This window comes from Shewanella sp. M-Br (assembly GCF_036245925.1).
Taxonomy (GTDB): domain Bacteria; phylum Pseudomonadota; class Gammaproteobacteria; order Enterobacterales; family Shewanellaceae; genus Shewanella; species Shewanella oncorhynchi.
In genome coordinates this window covers 15,620-32,423 of record NZ_BJBV01000036.1, presented here as the reverse complement: position 1 = coordinate 32,423, position 16,804 = coordinate 15,620, and the positions used below count along the sequence as shown (strand labels likewise).

Genomic DNA, 16,804 nt, shown 5'->3' with positions numbered 1-16,804 from the left:
AGGGGCGTCTTGGAGCATCCAAGGAGGATAGGACGAGCAGTCCTCCTTGGTCGGGTGTGGGGTGAAGCCCCACGACTTTGACTTTGATTAAAAAACTCAAACAAAGTCTAGGTAAAATTCCATTAGCAAACAACCAACGCAGAATGGCGAATTTCAACTTATGGATCAGACAAAATGAATCAGATTCCCCCACTACCAAGCTACATCTTCAATTGAGCATGTCACTGGAATGACTATGCTTAATCACTACAACCTGAATAGATAGATCAGCAGCGGAGCTCTGCCCCAAACCTCCTTCTCGATGAGAATAACTTTAGGTAGCGGCGGATCGCGGTTAGAATACTCACCCTGTTTTTCTTGGTTACTTTTTCGGAAACAATCATGTCCCATTCAGCGCTTAATTCTTTTGATGATTTTTACCAGCTTTTGGCTGACAGCTTGGCGAAGAATAGTCTGATCAAACTATTGTTGAGTAAGTACCGAGGGGCTGATAAAAGTCTGCAGCGCATTACGATTCGGCCGATTAGTTTGCAGAATGAACCTATGCTGTCGTTTGTGTATCAACACCAGACGAATCACATCACTAAAAACCTGAGTTATGACGAAGGCTTAGCCAGCATAAAACTGTTACTCGGTAGCGACTTTAAGAGTGCCCACTTAGCCACGGCGCTGGCAGAAGTTCAGCTTGAGATCAGCAAAAAAGGCAAAGTACAAATCAGCACACATAATGTTAAACAAACCGTCGCGGCGCCGTTAGAACATGACCGCGAGAAAAAGCGTTTTGTGGATATCGAGCGTCCCTTCCTAACTCAGCTCGGAGTGACGGACAGCCAACATAATCTTATCCCTGCGATGTCGCGTAAATGGAAACAAATCAATAAATTTATTGAGGTTTTCAGCCAAGCGCTCGAAGCCTCACCCTACAAGAATGATCAACCGATCAATGTGGTCGATTTTGGTTCAGGTAAAGGTTATCTCACCTTTGCAATCCATGATTACCTTCGCCACAGCCTTCACAATGATGCGCAAGTGACTGGGGTAGAATTACGCCAAGCCTTGGCCGATTTATGTAATGAAACAGCGGCTACGCTGGATCATCAAGGCTTGTCGTTTGTCTGCGGCGATGTGAGAACCCATGCGCCTAAGCAAACCGATGTGATGATCGCCCTGCACGCCTGCGATATCGCTACTGACTATGCGATTAATTATGGTATTCGCGCCAATGCCGACATCATCATGTGTTCGCCTTGCTGCCATAAACAAATTCGCCCGCAGATGCACAGCCCCAAATTGTTTAAACCTATGCTGCAATATGGGGTGCACATGGGCCAACAGGCTGAAATGGTGACGGATTCATTACGTGCACTATTTTTGGAAGCCAACGGTTATGCGACTAAGGTGTTTGAATTTATCAGCCTAGAACATACCAATAAAAATAAGATGATTTTGGCCGTTAAAAAGCCACAACAGAATCAGAAAGACAGCGCCGCAATCCTCGCGCAAATTGCTGACATTAAAGCCTATTACGGTATCAAGGAACACTGCTTAGAAACCTTACTCGCGCAAACCCAAGCCGATTAACGGCCGGCGGTTTACTGGCAAAGCATTAAAACTTTGCGCTCATGACAACCCCGTTGAAATTGAGGCAATCTTTAATTCTTTGCTGCTGAACCGCGCTAAGGGTGTCGATATCGTGGAAGGCAAACTCTGAGTGTTCGTGGCTTAATTGGATCGGCAATGGCTCACCTTCTGCAACATTTTTTGCCACCTCAGGCCCATCAGACAACAACAGTTCACAACGAAAAATAAAGGCTTGGGATTGATAGGCGCTGTGATAATACACGCCGCTCAAATAGTTAACCCGCACACTTAAGCCTAATTCCTCTCGGCATTCGCGCACTAAGGCCTCGTGAATCGTTTCACCGGGCTCAAGTGCGCCACCGGGTAAGCCCCAAGCAAAATTACCGTAATTGGCCTTAAGCAACAGCACTTGTCCCTGCGCATTAGTGATAACCGCGTGGCTGCTCAATCTAAAGGTATCGTTAAAGGCCACTCAGTTATCCTTGCACTTCTGTTCGGTACGTATTTGAGATATCACACAAAATCACTTCGTCGCAAAAGTATTACAACTGGCGAGATTACCCGAATCAAACCCTGTCTTAAACCATTTCACCCGCTGCGCCGAACTGCCATGGGTAAAAGCATCGGGCTGTACGGCGCGACCCGCCATCTTTTGCAGACGATCGTCACCCACAGCACTGGCAGCGGCAATACCTTCCGCTAAATCGCCCGCTTCAAGTAAGTTAAGTTGTTGATTGACATAATGCCCCCAAATCCCTGCGTAGCAATCAGCCTGCAATTCAAGTGCGACACTCAATTGATTCGCCTGCACTTTACTGCCAGATTGCTGGGCTTGGCGCACCTTAGCGCTAGTGCCCAGCAGGTTTTGCACATGGTGGCCTACCTCGTGGGCAATCACATAGGCAAAGGCAAAATCACCGGGTGCACCTAAGGTTTTAAGCTCATCAAGAAAGCTAAGATCGATATACACCTTGCTATCGGCGGGACAATAAAAAGGCCCAGACTGCGCCTGTCCCATACCGCAGCCAGTGGAGGTAATATTGCGATAAAGCACTAACTTAGGCTCTCGATATTGCCCTTTGAGCAACTGGCCCCAAACGGTTTCTGTGGTGCCTAAAATGGCCGCCACAAACTGGGCATTTTCATCCTGTACCGCGGTCGTTGAGCTAGATTGAGATTGGCTAAGATGAGCTTGAGTATTCGGGTCGAGTGACAGACCACCGGTAAAATACTGAAAAGCAATATAAATGCCGCCGATGAGCAACACCACGCGGCCAAGTTTAGTTCTCAGCAAAAAGGGCAAGAACCTGAGTAACAAGGCACTCGGCACACCCGCAGATGCCATTTGCTGGCCGCGTCTGTCTTCGATATTGGAGCTTCTGTCAGTGTCACGCCAGCGCATCGCATTCCTTCACTCTGTAGTTAAAACTTTCATTAAACCGCTATTAAAGTCGCTTAGATGCACAGCTCAATTTCGTATTTGCACTCTAGCGCCTAGTGCTTAAGAGTCTAGTGATTATTTCGCTTGTGTATCGCTTGTGGGCGCGTCTTTCAGTGAACGTAAAAACAATCCTAAACCACCAAAGGCCAAAACGAGGATCACGATAAGTTCAAAGGCCGACATAGATTTAAAGTGGAATTGAATCGAGCTGATAACCCCTACAATCAAGGCCGTTAGCGAACCTAAACTCAGCAGCCAAGCTAACTTACTCTTAGCGTCAAAAAACACCATCACAATGCCGATAATAAACGGTAGCATCACCATGCCAGTGGTGATCGACATGCCTTGCCCAAAGGCATTTACTCGATATAAACCATAGCCCAGTCCAAAACTAGAGCTCACTTGTATTGCATTGAACAATAAATAAAATCCACCACACATCATGGCAAGACCCATAAAAAATTGTCCCGTCCCGCCCTGTGTTCCGCCCGCACCTTTCATAGATATCCTTTCTACATTAACGATTTTTGAGTGGCTTGTTCTATGGCCATTTTCAGCCGTTGCTTTTCTTCTACTGCTTTTACTTTTGCATACTGATAACGGCTTTTATCCGCCTCATTAACACAGCGCTGTTTATCTCGCATAGGCTCATAAGATTCAACACAGGTTCTTGCACCACAGACTCATTCGGTGCAGGCAGATGTCAGCACAGTAAAGAACAAGAGCAGCATAATCAAAGGGAATTTCACCATCAAGCACGCCTCAGTGAATGACCCAAATAACACACCTCATTCATAGGTAACGCCCATATTGCCAATCACACATTTTTGCTAAGTGATATCAAGCTTATTCAGGCCCCATGTTGACATAAATTACGCTAAGGCCAACACTCAATGATGAATTTTTATACGCATGAACGACGACACTAAAGTGGATTAGATACACAGTGGCTTAAATAAGGATGCTGCAACGATTCCAATATAAGCCCTACCGTTAACATAAGGAATGCCTTTGAATACGCTATTAATAGGAAAAGGTGAACAACAGGTTCACTTAAATCTTAAGTATGCCAATCGCCATGGGTTAATTGCCGGTGCCACAGGGACAGGCAAAACCGTGTCGCTGATGAGTATTGCCGAAGGTTTTTCACGCCAAGGCGTGCCGGTTTTTATCACAGACGTTAAAGGCGATATCTCGGGTCTAGCGATGGCGGGCACCCCAAGTGAAAAGCTATTACAAAGGGCAACTCAAATTGGCATTGAAGATTATCACAACGAAGCCACCCCTGTAGTGTTATGGGATTTAGCGGGCGTTCAAGGCCATCCACTGCGTACCACCATCAGCGAAATGGGCCCAACCTTACTCGGCCGAATTTTAGAATTGAATGACACCCAGAGCGGTATTTTAGACATAGTCTTTCAACTAGCGGACGACCAAGGGTTATTACTGCTCGACTTAGATGATCTGCGGGCCATGCTGGCCTTAGTTGCCGAGGAACGCAAAGAAATCTCCGCCAAATATGGTTTAATCAGCGCCCAATCCCTCGCAGCGATACAACGCTCGGTACTAGGATTAGAGCGCGATGGTGGCAAAGACTTTTTTGGTGAACCCGCGTTACAGCTTGAAGATTTAATGCGCACTAATTTGCAAGGACGCGGCATTATCAATTTATTAGCAGCAAACAAACTGATTTTAACACCCCGTTTATATTCAAGTTTTTTACTCTGGCTACTCTCAGAATTATTTGAGAATCTGCCCGAAGTCGGCGATCCCGAAAAACCTAAGTTAGTGTTTTTTATCGATGAGGCGCATTTACTCTTTGAGGGTTGCCCACCGAGTCTATTAAAACGCGTCGAACAGATCATGCGCCTAATTCGCTCAAAAGGCGTAGGCGTTTATTTTTGCTCGCAATTTCCTGATGATGTCCCAAGCGAAATTCTCGGACAATTAGGTAATCGTATTCAACATGCCCTGCGAGCTTACACGCCAAGGGATCAAAAGGCCGTTAAAACCGCCGCCGAAACCTTTGTGCCTAACCCCAAACTGGTTGTTAGCGACGTCATATCCCAGCTCGCTGTAGGTGAAGCCTTAGTGTCTATGTTAGCCGACAAAGGCGTGCCAACTATGGTCGAGCGCGCGCTCATCGCACCGCCACGTTGCCGCATGGGACCCGCCACAAGTGAGGAGTTACAACAAGTCCGTGTCCAGAGCCCGATTGGAGGTAAATACGATCAGTTAATCAACCGCGAATCGGCCTACGAACGCCTTAACCAAAGACGAGTTGGTAACGCCACCAGCGACACCACAACCACAGCAAGTGATGCTCAAACGAGCCAAAAAGCCGAAGAACAAAGTTGGTTCAGTGAACTCATTTTTGGCAATAAGCGCCGCCAAGGGTTAGCTGAAACCTTGTCAAAACAAGCGGCACGCACGGTTGGAAGCCAATTAGGTAAACAAATTTTGCGCGGTATATTAGGTGGCATGTTAGGTAAATCGAGCCGACGTTAGGCATATGGTACTTAGTTAAGCCTCCAATTAGGGCCCACTAAAACCACAAACAATGACGAAAATAGAGGTACTGTGTCCTTGTTCGCATATTTCTTATACAGGTTAACGCTAGCATTAGCATTAATTATTCTAAGTGATAGATGGATCATGGTACGGAATTCGGTGATAAGATTATTTTGCTGTAATCGCTCATTGAGGCAAATAAATTCATAGATAATTATCAATGATTTTAGATATTTGTAATTTAAAATGTTGTAATTCGAGATAAAAATTTCGCTTCAATCAGGACGTCATGGAATAGGTTCAATTAAGTACGGCTTACATGATTAGCCTGATGAATAACCAAAGAGTACATGGAGTTTTATATGAGTAAAGAGCAAAAAAACCGTAAAGAATCGAAGAAACAACCGCTGATGTCTCCTAAAGAGAAAAGAGCAGCAAAACATGCGAAAAACGCAACTAAAGGTTTCTTAGATAACACTAAATAGTGTCTTGTTATTAGGAGGTTTGTCCTCTAATAACACAAATAGGGTTAACTTAGGTTAGCCCTTTTTATTGCCCGCTTCATTGAACCAACCAAGTTTTACCTCACAATACAACCTTGCTCAAAACAGTCTCAGATCTCAGTTTTGTGATACAAAAGTAGCCGCTATCGACTATAGCCTAATTGACCTTTTCCAGGTTTTATGTAGTTATATTGAGCTGATTACGGTATTTACCGCTCGAAAGACCCTACATAACACTATAAAAAATAAGGATATTTCATAATGAAAATCAAAAAACGTTTTGTCGCCGTCGGCGCAGCAGTGACCCTCACACTCAGTGCTGCTGCTATGGCTGCTGCCCCCGCCTTTATCAACATTCTCACAGGCGGCACCAGTGGTGTGTATTACCCTATTGGCGTTGCACTGTCGCAACTCTACGGCACAGGAATCGAAGGTTCAAAAACCTCAGTTCAAGCAACTAAAGCCTCAGTAGAAAATCTCAATTTATTGCAAGCGGGTCGTGGTGAATTAGCGTTCGCTTTAGGTGATTCAGTCGCAGCAGCATATCAAGGTGATATTGATGCAGGCTTTAAAACGCCGCTGGATAAAATCCGAGTACTTGCCTCGGCTTATCCTAACTACATTCAAATCGTCGCCAATAAAGAGTCTGGCATTAAAACCTTGGCCGATTTAAAGGGAAAACGCATCTCAGTGGGTGCCCCTAAATCAGGGACAGAACTCAATGCCAGATCGATTTTCAAGGCTGCGGGACTAAGTTACGAAGACATGGGGAAAGTCGAGTTTTTACCCTATGCCGAATCCGTTGAGCTAATCAAAAATCGTCAATTAGACGCCACGTTACAATCTTCCGGTCTCGGCATGGCTGCTATCCGTGACTTAGCTGCGACTATGGCAATCAACTTTGTTGAAATTCCAGAAGATGTGATCGCTAAGATTAACAATCCCGCCTATCAACATGGCGTGATCCCAGCATCGACCTATGAAGGCCAAACCACCGACGTTTCTACCGTCGCCATTCAAAATTTACTGGTGACTCAAAGCGGTGTATCGGATGATTTAGCCTATCAGATGACAAAACTCATGTTCGAGCACTTAGACCGACTCGGTAACGCGCACTCCGCCGCGAAGACCATCAGCGTAGATAAAGCGACGAAAAATCTGCCAATACCACTGCACCCAGGTGCAGAACGTTATTACAAAGAAGTTGGTGCACTCTAAGTTTTACTGATATCTGTGCATCCTATTCCAAACTAAGCAATTGAGATGCCGTTAAATAACGGCATCTCGTTTATATCATCTCTGTAGTCTAATGCTGTGAGGCATAATATGAGTGATCCCCAACAAGGTCTCAGCGCCAATACTGGCGATTGGCCCAAGGCTCTATTTTATACAGCCCTAATTTTTTCTATTTTTCAAATCATCACTGCCGCTTTTCATCCCGTCTCGACTCAAGTACTGCGTGCCACCCATGTGGGCTTTTTACTGTTAGTGGTTTTTTTAAGTTATCCCGCTAGAGGAAAATCTCAGCCTTGGCAGCCACTCGCTTGGCTACTCGGTCTAGCTGGCATTGCCACAGCGGCTTATCAGTGGTATTTCGAAGCCGACTTAATTCAACGTTCAGGCGATCTGACCGATGCGGATATAGTGATAGGTATCACTTTGATCGTATTAGTGTTTGAAGCAGCGCGCCGAGTCATGGGCTGGGCGCTACCTATCATCTGTAGCATCTTTTTGATGTATGGCTTATTTGGCCAATATTTACCCGGTGACTTAATGCACCGCGGCTATGGATTCGATCAGATCATCAATCAATTAGCCTTCGGTACCGAAGGGCTATACGGCACACCAACCTATGTGTCGGCGACATATATATTCCTGTTTATTCTCTTTGGCTCCTTTTTAGAACAAGCCGGCATGATCCGTTTATTTACCGACTTTGCCATGGGATTATTTGGCCACAAGCTCGGCGGTCCTGCAAAAGTTGCAGTAGTGTCATCGGCATTGATGGGGACGATTACAGGATCAGGTGTTGCCAACGTGGTAACAACGGGCCAATTTACCATTCCACTCATGAAACGATTCGGTTATCGCCCAGCCTTCGCCGGCGGGGTAGAGGCAACATCGAGTATGGGCAGCCAAATTATGCCGCCGATCATGGGCGCAGTGGCCTTTATCATGGCCGAAACCATTAACGTCCCCTTTATCGAGATAGCCAAAGCGGCATTGATCCCTGCGCTACTTTATTTCTGCTCCGTATTTTGGATGGTGCATTTAGAAGCCAAACGCGCCAATCTCTGTGGCCTGCCTAAAGATCAGTGCCCGAATCCATGGGCGGCAATTAAAGAGCGTTGGTATCTCCTTATCCCTTTGTTTATTTTAGTCTACTTGCTGTTTTCGGGTAGAACGCCGCTGTTCTCAGGCATGGTAGGACTCGCCCTCACATCGATAGTAATTTTAGGCTCAGCCATAGTACTGCGGCTTTCCTCAATGGCGATGCGGATTGCCTTTTGGATTGCCCTTGGCATCCTATGCGCTGGCTTCTTCCAACTCGGGATCGGGGTCGTATTTGGGGTTATCGCCTTATTAGTCGCCATTTGTTGGTTTATTAAAGGTGGCAGAGATACTCTCACCATCTGCTTGCATGCACTGGTAGAAGGCGCCCGTCATGCCGTGCCTGTGGGTATCGCCTGCGCTTTAGTCGGTGTGATTATCGGCATAGTGTCACTGACAGGAATTGCCTCGACCTTCGCGAGCTATATTCTTGCCGTTGGCCAAGATAACTTGTTCTTATCACTCGTGTTAACTATGGTCACTTGCCTAGTGCTCGGCATGGGGATCCCCACGATCCCTAACTACATAATTACTAGCTCGATTGCCGCTCCCGCATTACTCGACCTCGGTGTGCCACTGATTGTGTCGCATATGTTTGTATTTTATTTCGGCATCATGGCCGATCTCACGCCTCCCGTTGCCTTGGCCTGTTTTGCCGCAGCACCAATCGCTAAGGAATCTGGTCTTAAGATCAGCCTTTGGGCAATCCGTATCGCCATTGCAGGTTTTGTGATCCCCTTTATGGCGGTTTACGATCCCGCTTTGATGCTTCAAGGTGATAGCTGGTTAGCCACTGGGTTTGTCCTGCTAAAAGCGACTGTGGGTATTGGTATTTGGGGCGTCATCTTTACCGGATATCTATTACAAAAACTCTACTGGTGGGAACGCGTTATCGGCTTCCTTGCGGGTGCGAGCTTAATTCTTGCTACGCCGTTGAGTGATGAAATTGGCTTTGGGCTCGCGCTGCTATTTATCGTGCAACACAGCTGGCGAGCACGCAAACTCAAACGTCTCGCAGAGCAAGGATAAGCTCTTGAGATTATTGGTAGTTAATCAGTCTTTGAAGGTAAACAGATGCTAGGCCTGTGTTTAGGCATAGCGGGCACACTGTGGGCCCAAGTGCCCACAGACAACTTCACCTTGGCATGGAACCATAGCATAGAAAAAATTCGCTGGGAGGAAGACTATAACATCACCCCACAAGGATTAGTGTTGATCGAAGCAAGAGTGAAAGGTACGGGTGCAGGAATGGAAATCCCAGATGATGCCTATCTTAAAAATGGCAGCTGGCATTATCAGCCCAAGCTGCCCATTTTGCCTGTGTTGCGCTTAGGTCGTACGCCCGAAGCAGGGGATTTTGAACTTTGCTTCACTCAAATCTCAGGAAAAGTGCAATGCCAAGCCATGAGTCATTGGATTGGCGTACCCAACAAACAAACAGCCGCGGTTGAACTTTGGGGTTGCGGCTCTTCAAATATCACGCCAATTGATGTTCGCTAGGCAAGTTAAGGGATAGTAATCATCTGCTTACTGATAAAAACAATACCCATGCTTTCCTTGGTGTTTCACGCGATACATGGCGGCATCCGCGCGATCACAACTCTCGGCAAAACTATCACCATAGCCAAATATATCAATACCGATACTCAGGCCTACCTCCACTTCACAACCTTCTAGCAGGAATTTATCTCGATAAACATCGAGCAATGATTGTGCGAGCACCCCTAAAGATTCACGATCAAATGACGGCAGTAATATCACAAACTCGTCACCCCCTAACCGTGCGATCTGCGCAAATTCACCTGCATGAGATACCAAAGTATGCGCAACGTGCATCAACAGGCTGTCACCAAACTTATGGCCGTGACGGTCATTTAACGCTTTAAAACCATCAAGGTCGATAAAAAATAACGCACCGTGAATACCTGGTTGCGAGGATTCATCGAATACTTTGGCAATAGCTTGGCGATTCATTAAGTTGGTGAGTGGATCACTGTGGGCTAAACGGGCTAAATCTATTTCGTAGCGCTTTTCTTGAGTAATATCGATATGGCTGCCCATCATTCGCAATGGTGTTCCATCAGCTAAGCGCTCGACAATACGCCCACGATCGGACACCCAGGTTATGCTGCCATCTTTGTGTAGCATTCGGTGAACTGCTTGATAGTAATCGGCTTGACCATTCACATGATCTTCAAAGGCTTTTATCACCCATTCTTTATCTTCGGGGTGTAATTTACTTTTCCAGATATCAACATGGGCAGCAAACTCTTCAGGACTAAACCCGAGCATTTCGCCCCAGCGCATGTTAAATATGGTTAAATTTCCGCTTGGAATATGCTGTTCCCATAGACATAAACCATTACCATCGAGGGCCGCAAAGAGTTTTTCTTCGGCACGATAATTCAACGCTGCTAAATGAGCGTTTTCACTTTTTAGCTGAGCGATCTCAGCCTGAAGTTGCGCAATTAACTCTGCTGCAGTATCCGAAGCCACGACAAATCTCTTTCCTTTAAGTGGGAAAATTGAGTCCAGTGTAAATCACCCTATGCCGAAGCAACATAGCGAGGAGTGCAAAATGAGCCAGAATCATATTGGCTCAATTGAGCTTACACAGACTCTCGCAGTCCTGTCACGCTTAGTCGCGAGTCAGCACTTCGAGCAATTCGATCTCAAAGGTGAGATCAGAATTTGGTTTGATATGAGCACCCACTTGACGCTCGCCATAGGCTAAGTGAGCAGGGACTAACAACTTACGTTTGCCACCCACTTTCATCCCCATAATACCTTGATCCCAGCCTTTAATCACACGGCCAGTACCAATTACACATTGAAACGCCTGACCACGATCATAGGATGAATCGAATTGGGTACCATCCTGCAAAAATCCACGATATTGGGTGGTGATCAGTGCGCCTTTTACCGCTTCTTTTCCTTCGCCCACTTGCAGCTCGATTACTTCTAATTCAGTCATATCTTCATTCTCTTTTCTTGTTCGCACTTAGGGCGTGATATTCAACTTTGCGCAGGATTTTATCACCGAAGAGCGGGCTTGTCGGCGCAATCTAAACATTTCTGCAGCTTGGTTCACTGCTTAATCCTTAATAATAAGGTCATCATGGGCGATAACATCATCACTCGCCCTTTAAATTACTGTCGGTTAGCCCAATATATAAGTCGTATAAACGTTTTATTTTGGAGCTTTGCCATGATTATTGCCTGCCCCCATTGCGATACGTTAAACCGCGTTCCCGATGAGCGTTTAAACCAACAACCCACTTGCGGTAAATGTAAGCTCAGTGTCTTTACGGCTGCGCCAATTGAACTCAATAGCGCAAACTTTGCCAACCATGCTAATAAATCAGAGCTTCCCCTAGTCGTTGACTTTTGGGCCAGCTGGTGTGGGCCCTGTAAAAGTTTTGCGCCCATATTTTCTGCAGCAGCTAAGACATGGGAGCCTCAATTTCGCTTCGGTAAAATCAATACTGAAGAACAGCAAGCCCTCGCGGCTCAATTTAATATTCGATCTATTCCAACCTTAATGATTTTTAAACAAGGCCACATACTCGCCCAGCAAGCCGGAGCTTTGCCCTCCTCAGCGTTAAACCAATGGTTAAATGCCTATAAATAAGAGGATTGAGCTAAGATACAAACGCTCAGCCGAGCTAATTTGTAAAGGTAACGAAAATTGAAAAAAGCAATGTTCTTACTGGGCGCAGTGCTCTTGCTAGTGGTGACAGGATGGAGTTTACAACAACATCTCACAATTGATACTTGTCTCGACAAGGGAGGGACTTGGAACGATGACACTAAGCAATGCATTCGTCCATTCGAACAAGGGATAGCCTTTACTCGCAGTGATCATAATTCTGCCGAGCCGCAGACAGCTTATGTTTATCTTTCAGAGAATTTACAGCAAGCAGAAGTGTTTTTTGCCATGACAGATAAGCCTATTATTTTACAAGCCGTTAATGTCACTGAAGGCGATACCGCTCCCGTATTATATAAAAATGACATTGAACAGATTGATATCATCAACGTAAAAGAAATCTTTTATCTACGTTATCAACATCAAGCAATTTATAGCGCAAATACTTTTAGTCGCAACTTAACCTCAGATTAAGTGCAAAACATAAGCATAGAGTAAACTTCGAAACACTAAGCCCAAAAACTCGGTACGACGACTCTGCTAGGAAAAATGCGTATCCGCCCTATGCTCTTCATAAGGCGAATACTATTCTAGCGGCAACGTTGAAACACAAAGTTGCCATGAAATATATCAGTGTTAAATATCCCAGAAGGTATGGGCGATAATACCCAAGACTATCATACTGATAAAGTTGATGATCATACCCACTCGCACCATTTCCGATTGCTTGATATGGCCAGAACCATAAACAATAGCATTGGGCGGTGTCGCCACCGGCAACATAAAGGCGCAAGAAGCTGCAATACCAATCAGCACAGATAACATTACAGGCGATATGCCTAATGCCTCAGCAATCGCAGCAAATACAGGCACTAATAGTGCAGCGCTGGCGGTGTTACTGGCAAATTCAGTCAACATCACCACAAAAGCAATCACAGCAAAGACGAACAACGACATGTGAGTGCTACCGAAAATATCTGTCATCCAGTGAGCTAAAAATACGCTGGTGCCAGTGGTTTTTAGTACTGCGCTCAGTGTTAAACCACCACCAAACAATATGAGTACACCCCAATCTGTGGTCGATTCAATTTTCTTCCAGCCGACCAAACCTAAGCCCGAGAGTAAAACGACGGCACCTAAGGCGACTATGGTATCAAACTGAGTGATGCCACCTAATGCCTTGGCTAACGGCACACTGAAAATCCAGCAACATACGGTAGTCAGGAAGATAAGCAGAGTAAATTTCCCCTGAAATGTCAGCTTCTGAGCTTCAACATTAACATCGAATTTGGCAGAAAGATCAGGCTTAAAATACCAATACAAGGCAATCAACATCATAGGTAGCATGAGGATAACGGTTGGAATACCAAACTTCAGCCAATCACTAAAACTTAAGCCCACTTGAGCCGCAGCAATCGCATTCGGTGGGCTACCCACTAAAGTACCAATACCGCCGATGTTGGCTGAATAGGCAATACCGAGCAGAAGGAATACATAGGTGCTGTGGTATTTTTCGCGGTCGAGCTGCTGCAAAATCCCGAGTGCCAATGGCAACATCATCGCAGTGGTCGCGGTATTGCTGATCCACATTGAGAGCAGCGCAGTTACTCCAAACAGCATCAAACAGGCAATACTGAGTTTGCCCTTAGAGGCTAGCAGCAGCTTTTGCGCTATCAGAGTATCAATCTTTTGATGGTGCAAGGCCGCAGCCAATACGAAACCACCAAAGAATAAGTAAATGATGGGATTGGCAAAGTTACTCATCGCCTCTTTGGTTTCAAACACCCCAAAGAATACGGCGAGTATAGGAACAAGAATCGCAGTGATACTGATGTGAATCGCTTCGGTCAGCCAAAGAATCGCTGCAAAGAACAAAATGGCCAGCCCAGTATTCACCCCTTGTTCGAAAGGTAAACCGTAATAAAGTGCAAATAACAGCACAATATCAGCCACTAGGATCAGCATTTTTTTCTTATCGAGCCCCTCGCTGACGGGAGCTTTATTAGGTGGAGCAGTACTTGAATCTGTTAAAGACATGGTTACAACCTTAATACCATTTTATTTTGACGCAAATTTAGGGCATAGATCACACTTGGCAAAGCGGTTTATTTTGTAATTTTATCACTTGGCAACAACATTTATTGCTGAGCTAGCACGCACAAATAGCCGATTAGCGACAATAATCACCAAATTCTGATCGACACCTTTGTTTTAAAATTTCAAACGGACAAAGATCGAACAAAACCTTGCCCACGTTGTAATTTTATTAATGTTTAAAACTGAGACATAGATCACGCCACACTTTCTACCAAGGTGATAATCAACTAATTAATCATACCTTCTGATCATTGGTAGGATTAGGTATTATTCCCCAAATTTGGCACAAAATTGAATGTGTGTAGCGCTAAATCGAATCTAGGTATCGTTGAATGTGCACTAAAACTGCGACGCAGTGAACAGCAAGCGACCAACACAAACGTATTGCAACAAGGCAACATAGAAAACCCAATATCTACATGAATAGTAAACACAAATATTATTCACCACCACAGTCAATCTAACTCACTTTACCCTGTCAGCGATCCAGCCTAAAGTCGCGACCGCAACCCCGCCCGCTGTATATTATTTGTCTGTTTTCGGAACCGCCCGTGGAAAAAATTGCCTTAACTCAGTCGGCTCAAAAGCCCAGCCTTTTCGTCCCAGTAGCAGGGTTAAGTTTGTTTGCTTTGGCATCAGGCTACTTAATGAGCTTAATCCCACTGTCGCTCACTTTTTTCGAACTCAGCACCTCACTTGCTCCATTACTGGCCAGTATTTTTTATTTAGGTTTATTACTGGGGGCGCCTTGTATTGCTCCTGTTGTTGCCCGTATCGGCCACAGTAAAGCCTTTATCCTTTTTTTGAATATCCTTCTTTGCAGCGTTGTCGCTATGATATTAATCCCCAAAAGTGAAGTCTGGTTAGCCTCTCGACTTATAGCGGGATTTGCGGTTGCAGGGATTTTTGTGGTTGTTGAATCATGGCTATTAATGGCCGATACCCAAAAGCAACGCGCTAAGCGGCTTGGACTTTATATGACAGCGCTTTATGGAGGCACTGCCTTAGGACAATTAGCCATTGATTATTTAGGTACAAAGGGCAATCTACCTTACCTAGTGATCATGGGATTATTAGCCGCGGCAAGTTTACCCGCGCTACTGGTAAAACGCGGTCAACCTCAGGTAAGCGAACAACAATCAATGTCATTGTCTGCGCTAAAAAACCTAAGTCAGCCTGCCATTATGGGATGTTTAGTCTCTGGATTATTGCTTGGCCCTATCTATGGTTTACTTCCCATCTATGTGGCACTGGATATGGGGCTTGATCAGCAAACAGGACAATTTATGGCCCTCATCATTGTAGGTGGCATGCTGGTACAACCTTTAGTCAGTTATTTATCTCCTCGAGTTAATAAAAGTGGCTTGATAGTAAGCTTTTGCCTACTGGGTGTCGCAGCATTATTGCTACTCACTCAGCATTCAAATATGACACTGATTATTGGATTTCTCTTGCTTGGCGCCAGCGCTTTTGCCCTTTACCCGATTGCAATCAGCTTAGCTTGTGACGACTTGCCTGCTAGCCAAATTGTTTCAGCGACTCAAGTGATGCTGCTGAGCTATTCGGTGGGGTCAGTAATAGGCCCATTAGTGGCCAGCAGTTTTGGCCAAACGGAGTTCGGCTTACTCATGTATTTAGGCATATGTTGTATTCTGAGCAGTATTTACATTTTTGCTCAATTACTTATTAACACTAAGCCAAGTTTTTCCTCGCCTTAACAAGTCCCATAAAATACATTGCACTGCGACTCAATAATCAGCCACTTAATGAACGACATGCTCATCGAGTGGCTCAAATAGAAAACATCTACGGTCAAATCAATACAAAACGAACAGCAAAATGTCCACAAAGGTCATAACGTTAAAAATAAGTACGCTCAGTTTTAACATTCAGACAGGGCAGTTGCTTATCCTCCCTAAGTCGCGATAATGCAGCTTACTTAAACACCTGTGCTGACTGCTTTTCCTGAGATTTCACTATGCGCCTCGATAAATTCCTCTGTAAAAGCACAGATCTTGATCGCAAAGCCGCAAAAGTCACCATTCTTAGCGGCTCAATCACAGTCAATGGCGCTATCGCGACAAACTGCGCAATGCAAGTGCATGAAAATAATACTGTCAGTCTTAATGGAAAGCCGCTAGCGCCACGCCCATCTCGCTATATCATGTTGCACAAACCTGCTAATACCTTGTGCTCAAATGTGGATGGAGCCTACCCTTCGCTATTTCATCTGCTCGATATCGATCGCGCATTTGACCTGCACATCGTTGGCCGCCTAGATGCTGATACCACAGGCTTAGTGCTACTGACTGACGATGGACGCTGGTCGTTTAATATTATCTCGCCTCAATATCAGTGCGAAAAAATCTATCGTGTTCAACTGCGAGATCCACTCGACAGCGAAGCGACTGCAGCCATAGCCGCAAAGTTTGCCGCAGGGCTAAATCTACAGGGCGAAACCGCCCTCACTCTGCCAGCAGCACTGCAGCAAGTGGATGAAAAAACCGTGCTACTCACGCTCACCGAAGGCAAGTTTCATCAAGTCAAAAGGATGTTTGCCGCCGTGGGCAATAAAGTGGTTACCCTACACAGGGCGCAAATTGGAGCTGTGGCCTTAGATATCGAGGTTGGGAAATGGCGCAACTTAACCTTGGCGGAGATAAGCTCCTTCACATCCTAATTGATTCACAA

The 16,804-nt window shown here is 45.4% G+C and carries 16 protein-coding genes; 10 read left to right on the top strand and 6 right to left on the bottom strand.

The annotated features are described in order from the left end of the window. Nucleotides 1-381 precede the first annotated feature (381 nt). Nucleotides 382-1,581, top strand: a complete 1,200-nt coding sequence (locus tag AAA952_RS21475; protein ID WP_338259493.1) for a class I SAM-dependent methyltransferase — start codon at nt 382-384, stop codon at nt 1,579-1,581. A gap of 25 nt (nt 1,582-1,606) precedes the next feature. Here the strand turns inward: AAA952_RS21475 and AAA952_RS21470 are convergent, their stop codons facing one another. From AAA952_RS21470 to AAA952_RS21460, 3 genes are all read right to left on the bottom strand, one after another. Continuing rightward, nucleotides 1,607-2,053, bottom strand: a complete 447-nt coding sequence (locus tag AAA952_RS21470) for an NUDIX hydrolase (protein ID WP_338259491.1) — start codon at nt 2,051-2,053, stop codon at nt 1,607-1,609. Between the two features lie 51 nt (nt 2,054-2,104). Continuing rightward, nucleotides 2,105-2,983: a KPN_02809 family neutral zinc metallopeptidase gene (ypfJ, locus tag AAA952_RS21465; RefSeq protein ID WP_338259489.1), complete on the bottom strand. Its 879-nt coding sequence runs from the start codon at nt 2,981-2,983 to the stop codon at nt 2,105-2,107. Between the two features lie 114 nt (nt 2,984-3,097). Beyond that, entirely contained in the window at nt 3,098-3,523 is a 426-nt protein-coding gene (locus AAA952_RS21460) for a hypothetical protein (RefSeq protein WP_006084327.1), read from the bottom strand. A 510-nt stretch (nt 3,524-4,033) separates the two neighbouring features. On the opposite strand from AAA952_RS21460, the gene AAA952_RS21455 reads away from it, so the two are divergent. From AAA952_RS21455 to AAA952_RS21435, 5 genes are all read left to right on the top strand, one after another. Continuing rightward, nucleotides 4,034-5,530 (top strand): helicase HerA-like domain-containing protein, encoded by a 1,497-nt coding sequence (locus AAA952_RS21455; protein WP_338259488.1) that lies wholly within the window; start codon nt 4,034-4,036, stop codon nt 5,528-5,530. A gap of 365 nt (nt 5,531-5,895) precedes the next feature. Continuing rightward, nucleotides 5,896-6,018 carry a hypothetical protein gene (locus tag AAA952_RS21450; RefSeq protein WP_105250371.1) on the top strand — a complete coding sequence of 41 codons (123 nt, stop codon included), beginning with the start codon at nt 5,896-5,898 and terminating at the stop codon, nt 6,016-6,018. A 279-nt stretch (nt 6,019-6,297) separates the two neighbouring features. Continuing rightward, nucleotides 6,298-7,254 (top strand): TAXI family TRAP transporter solute-binding subunit, encoded by a 957-nt coding sequence (locus AAA952_RS21445; RefSeq protein WP_105250372.1) that lies wholly within the window; start codon nt 6,298-6,300, stop codon nt 7,252-7,254. 108 nt (nt 7,255-7,362) lie between these two features. Continuing rightward, on the top strand, nt 7,363-9,396 hold the full coding sequence (locus AAA952_RS21440; RefSeq protein WP_263148582.1) for a TRAP transporter permease: 2,034 nt from the start codon (nt 7,363-7,365) through the stop codon (nt 9,394-9,396). Between the two features lie 45 nt (nt 9,397-9,441). Beyond that, on the top strand, nt 9,442-9,867 hold the full coding sequence (locus tag AAA952_RS21435) for a DUF1850 domain-containing protein (RefSeq protein ID WP_338259484.1): 426 nt from the start codon (nt 9,442-9,444) through the stop codon (nt 9,865-9,867). Nucleotides 9,868-9,894: 27 nt separating this feature from the next. Here AAA952_RS21435 and AAA952_RS21430 read toward each other — a convergent pair whose 3' ends face one another. Continuing rightward, on the bottom strand, nt 9,895-10,863 hold the full coding sequence (locus tag AAA952_RS21430) for a diguanylate cyclase domain-containing protein (protein ID WP_338259482.1): 969 nt from the start codon (nt 10,861-10,863) through the stop codon (nt 9,895-9,897). Between the two features lie 142 nt (nt 10,864-11,005). Continuing rightward, the gene (locus AAA952_RS21425; protein WP_263143341.1) at nt 11,006-11,341 is read right to left on the bottom strand and encodes an FKBP-type peptidyl-prolyl cis-trans isomerase; all 336 of its coding nucleotides are present in this window, start codon (nt 11,339-11,341) and stop codon (nt 11,006-11,008) included. 234 nt (nt 11,342-11,575) lie between these two features. On the opposite strand from AAA952_RS21425, the gene trxC reads away from it, so the two are divergent. Both trxC and AAA952_RS21415 read left to right on the top strand, forming a co-directional pair. Next, nucleotides 11,576-11,998: a thioredoxin TrxC gene (gene trxC / locus AAA952_RS21420; protein WP_113939239.1), complete on the top strand. Its 423-nt coding sequence runs from the start codon at nt 11,576-11,578 to the stop codon at nt 11,996-11,998. 57 nt (nt 11,999-12,055) lie between these two features. After that, on the top strand, nt 12,056-12,490 hold the full coding sequence (locus AAA952_RS21415; RefSeq protein ID WP_338259480.1) for a hypothetical protein: 435 nt from the start codon (nt 12,056-12,058) through the stop codon (nt 12,488-12,490). 162 nt (nt 12,491-12,652) lie between these two features. Here AAA952_RS21415 and AAA952_RS21410 read toward each other — a convergent pair whose 3' ends face one another. After that, nucleotides 12,653-14,053 (bottom strand): DASS family sodium-coupled anion symporter, encoded by a 1,401-nt coding sequence (locus tag AAA952_RS21410; protein WP_168827785.1) that lies wholly within the window; start codon nt 14,051-14,053, stop codon nt 12,653-12,655. A gap of 611 nt (nt 14,054-14,664) precedes the next feature. On the opposite strand from AAA952_RS21410, the gene AAA952_RS21405 reads away from it, so the two are divergent. Both AAA952_RS21405 and AAA952_RS21400 read left to right on the top strand, forming a co-directional pair. Next, entirely contained in the window at nt 14,665-15,831 is a 1,167-nt protein-coding gene (locus tag AAA952_RS21405) for an MFS transporter (RefSeq protein ID WP_338259477.1), read from the top strand. A 260-nt stretch (nt 15,832-16,091) separates the two neighbouring features. Further along, entirely contained in the window at nt 16,092-16,793 is a 702-nt protein-coding gene (locus AAA952_RS21400; RefSeq protein WP_338259475.1) for a pseudouridine synthase, read from the top strand. The last annotated feature ends 11 nt before the right edge of the window (nt 16,794-16,804 follow it).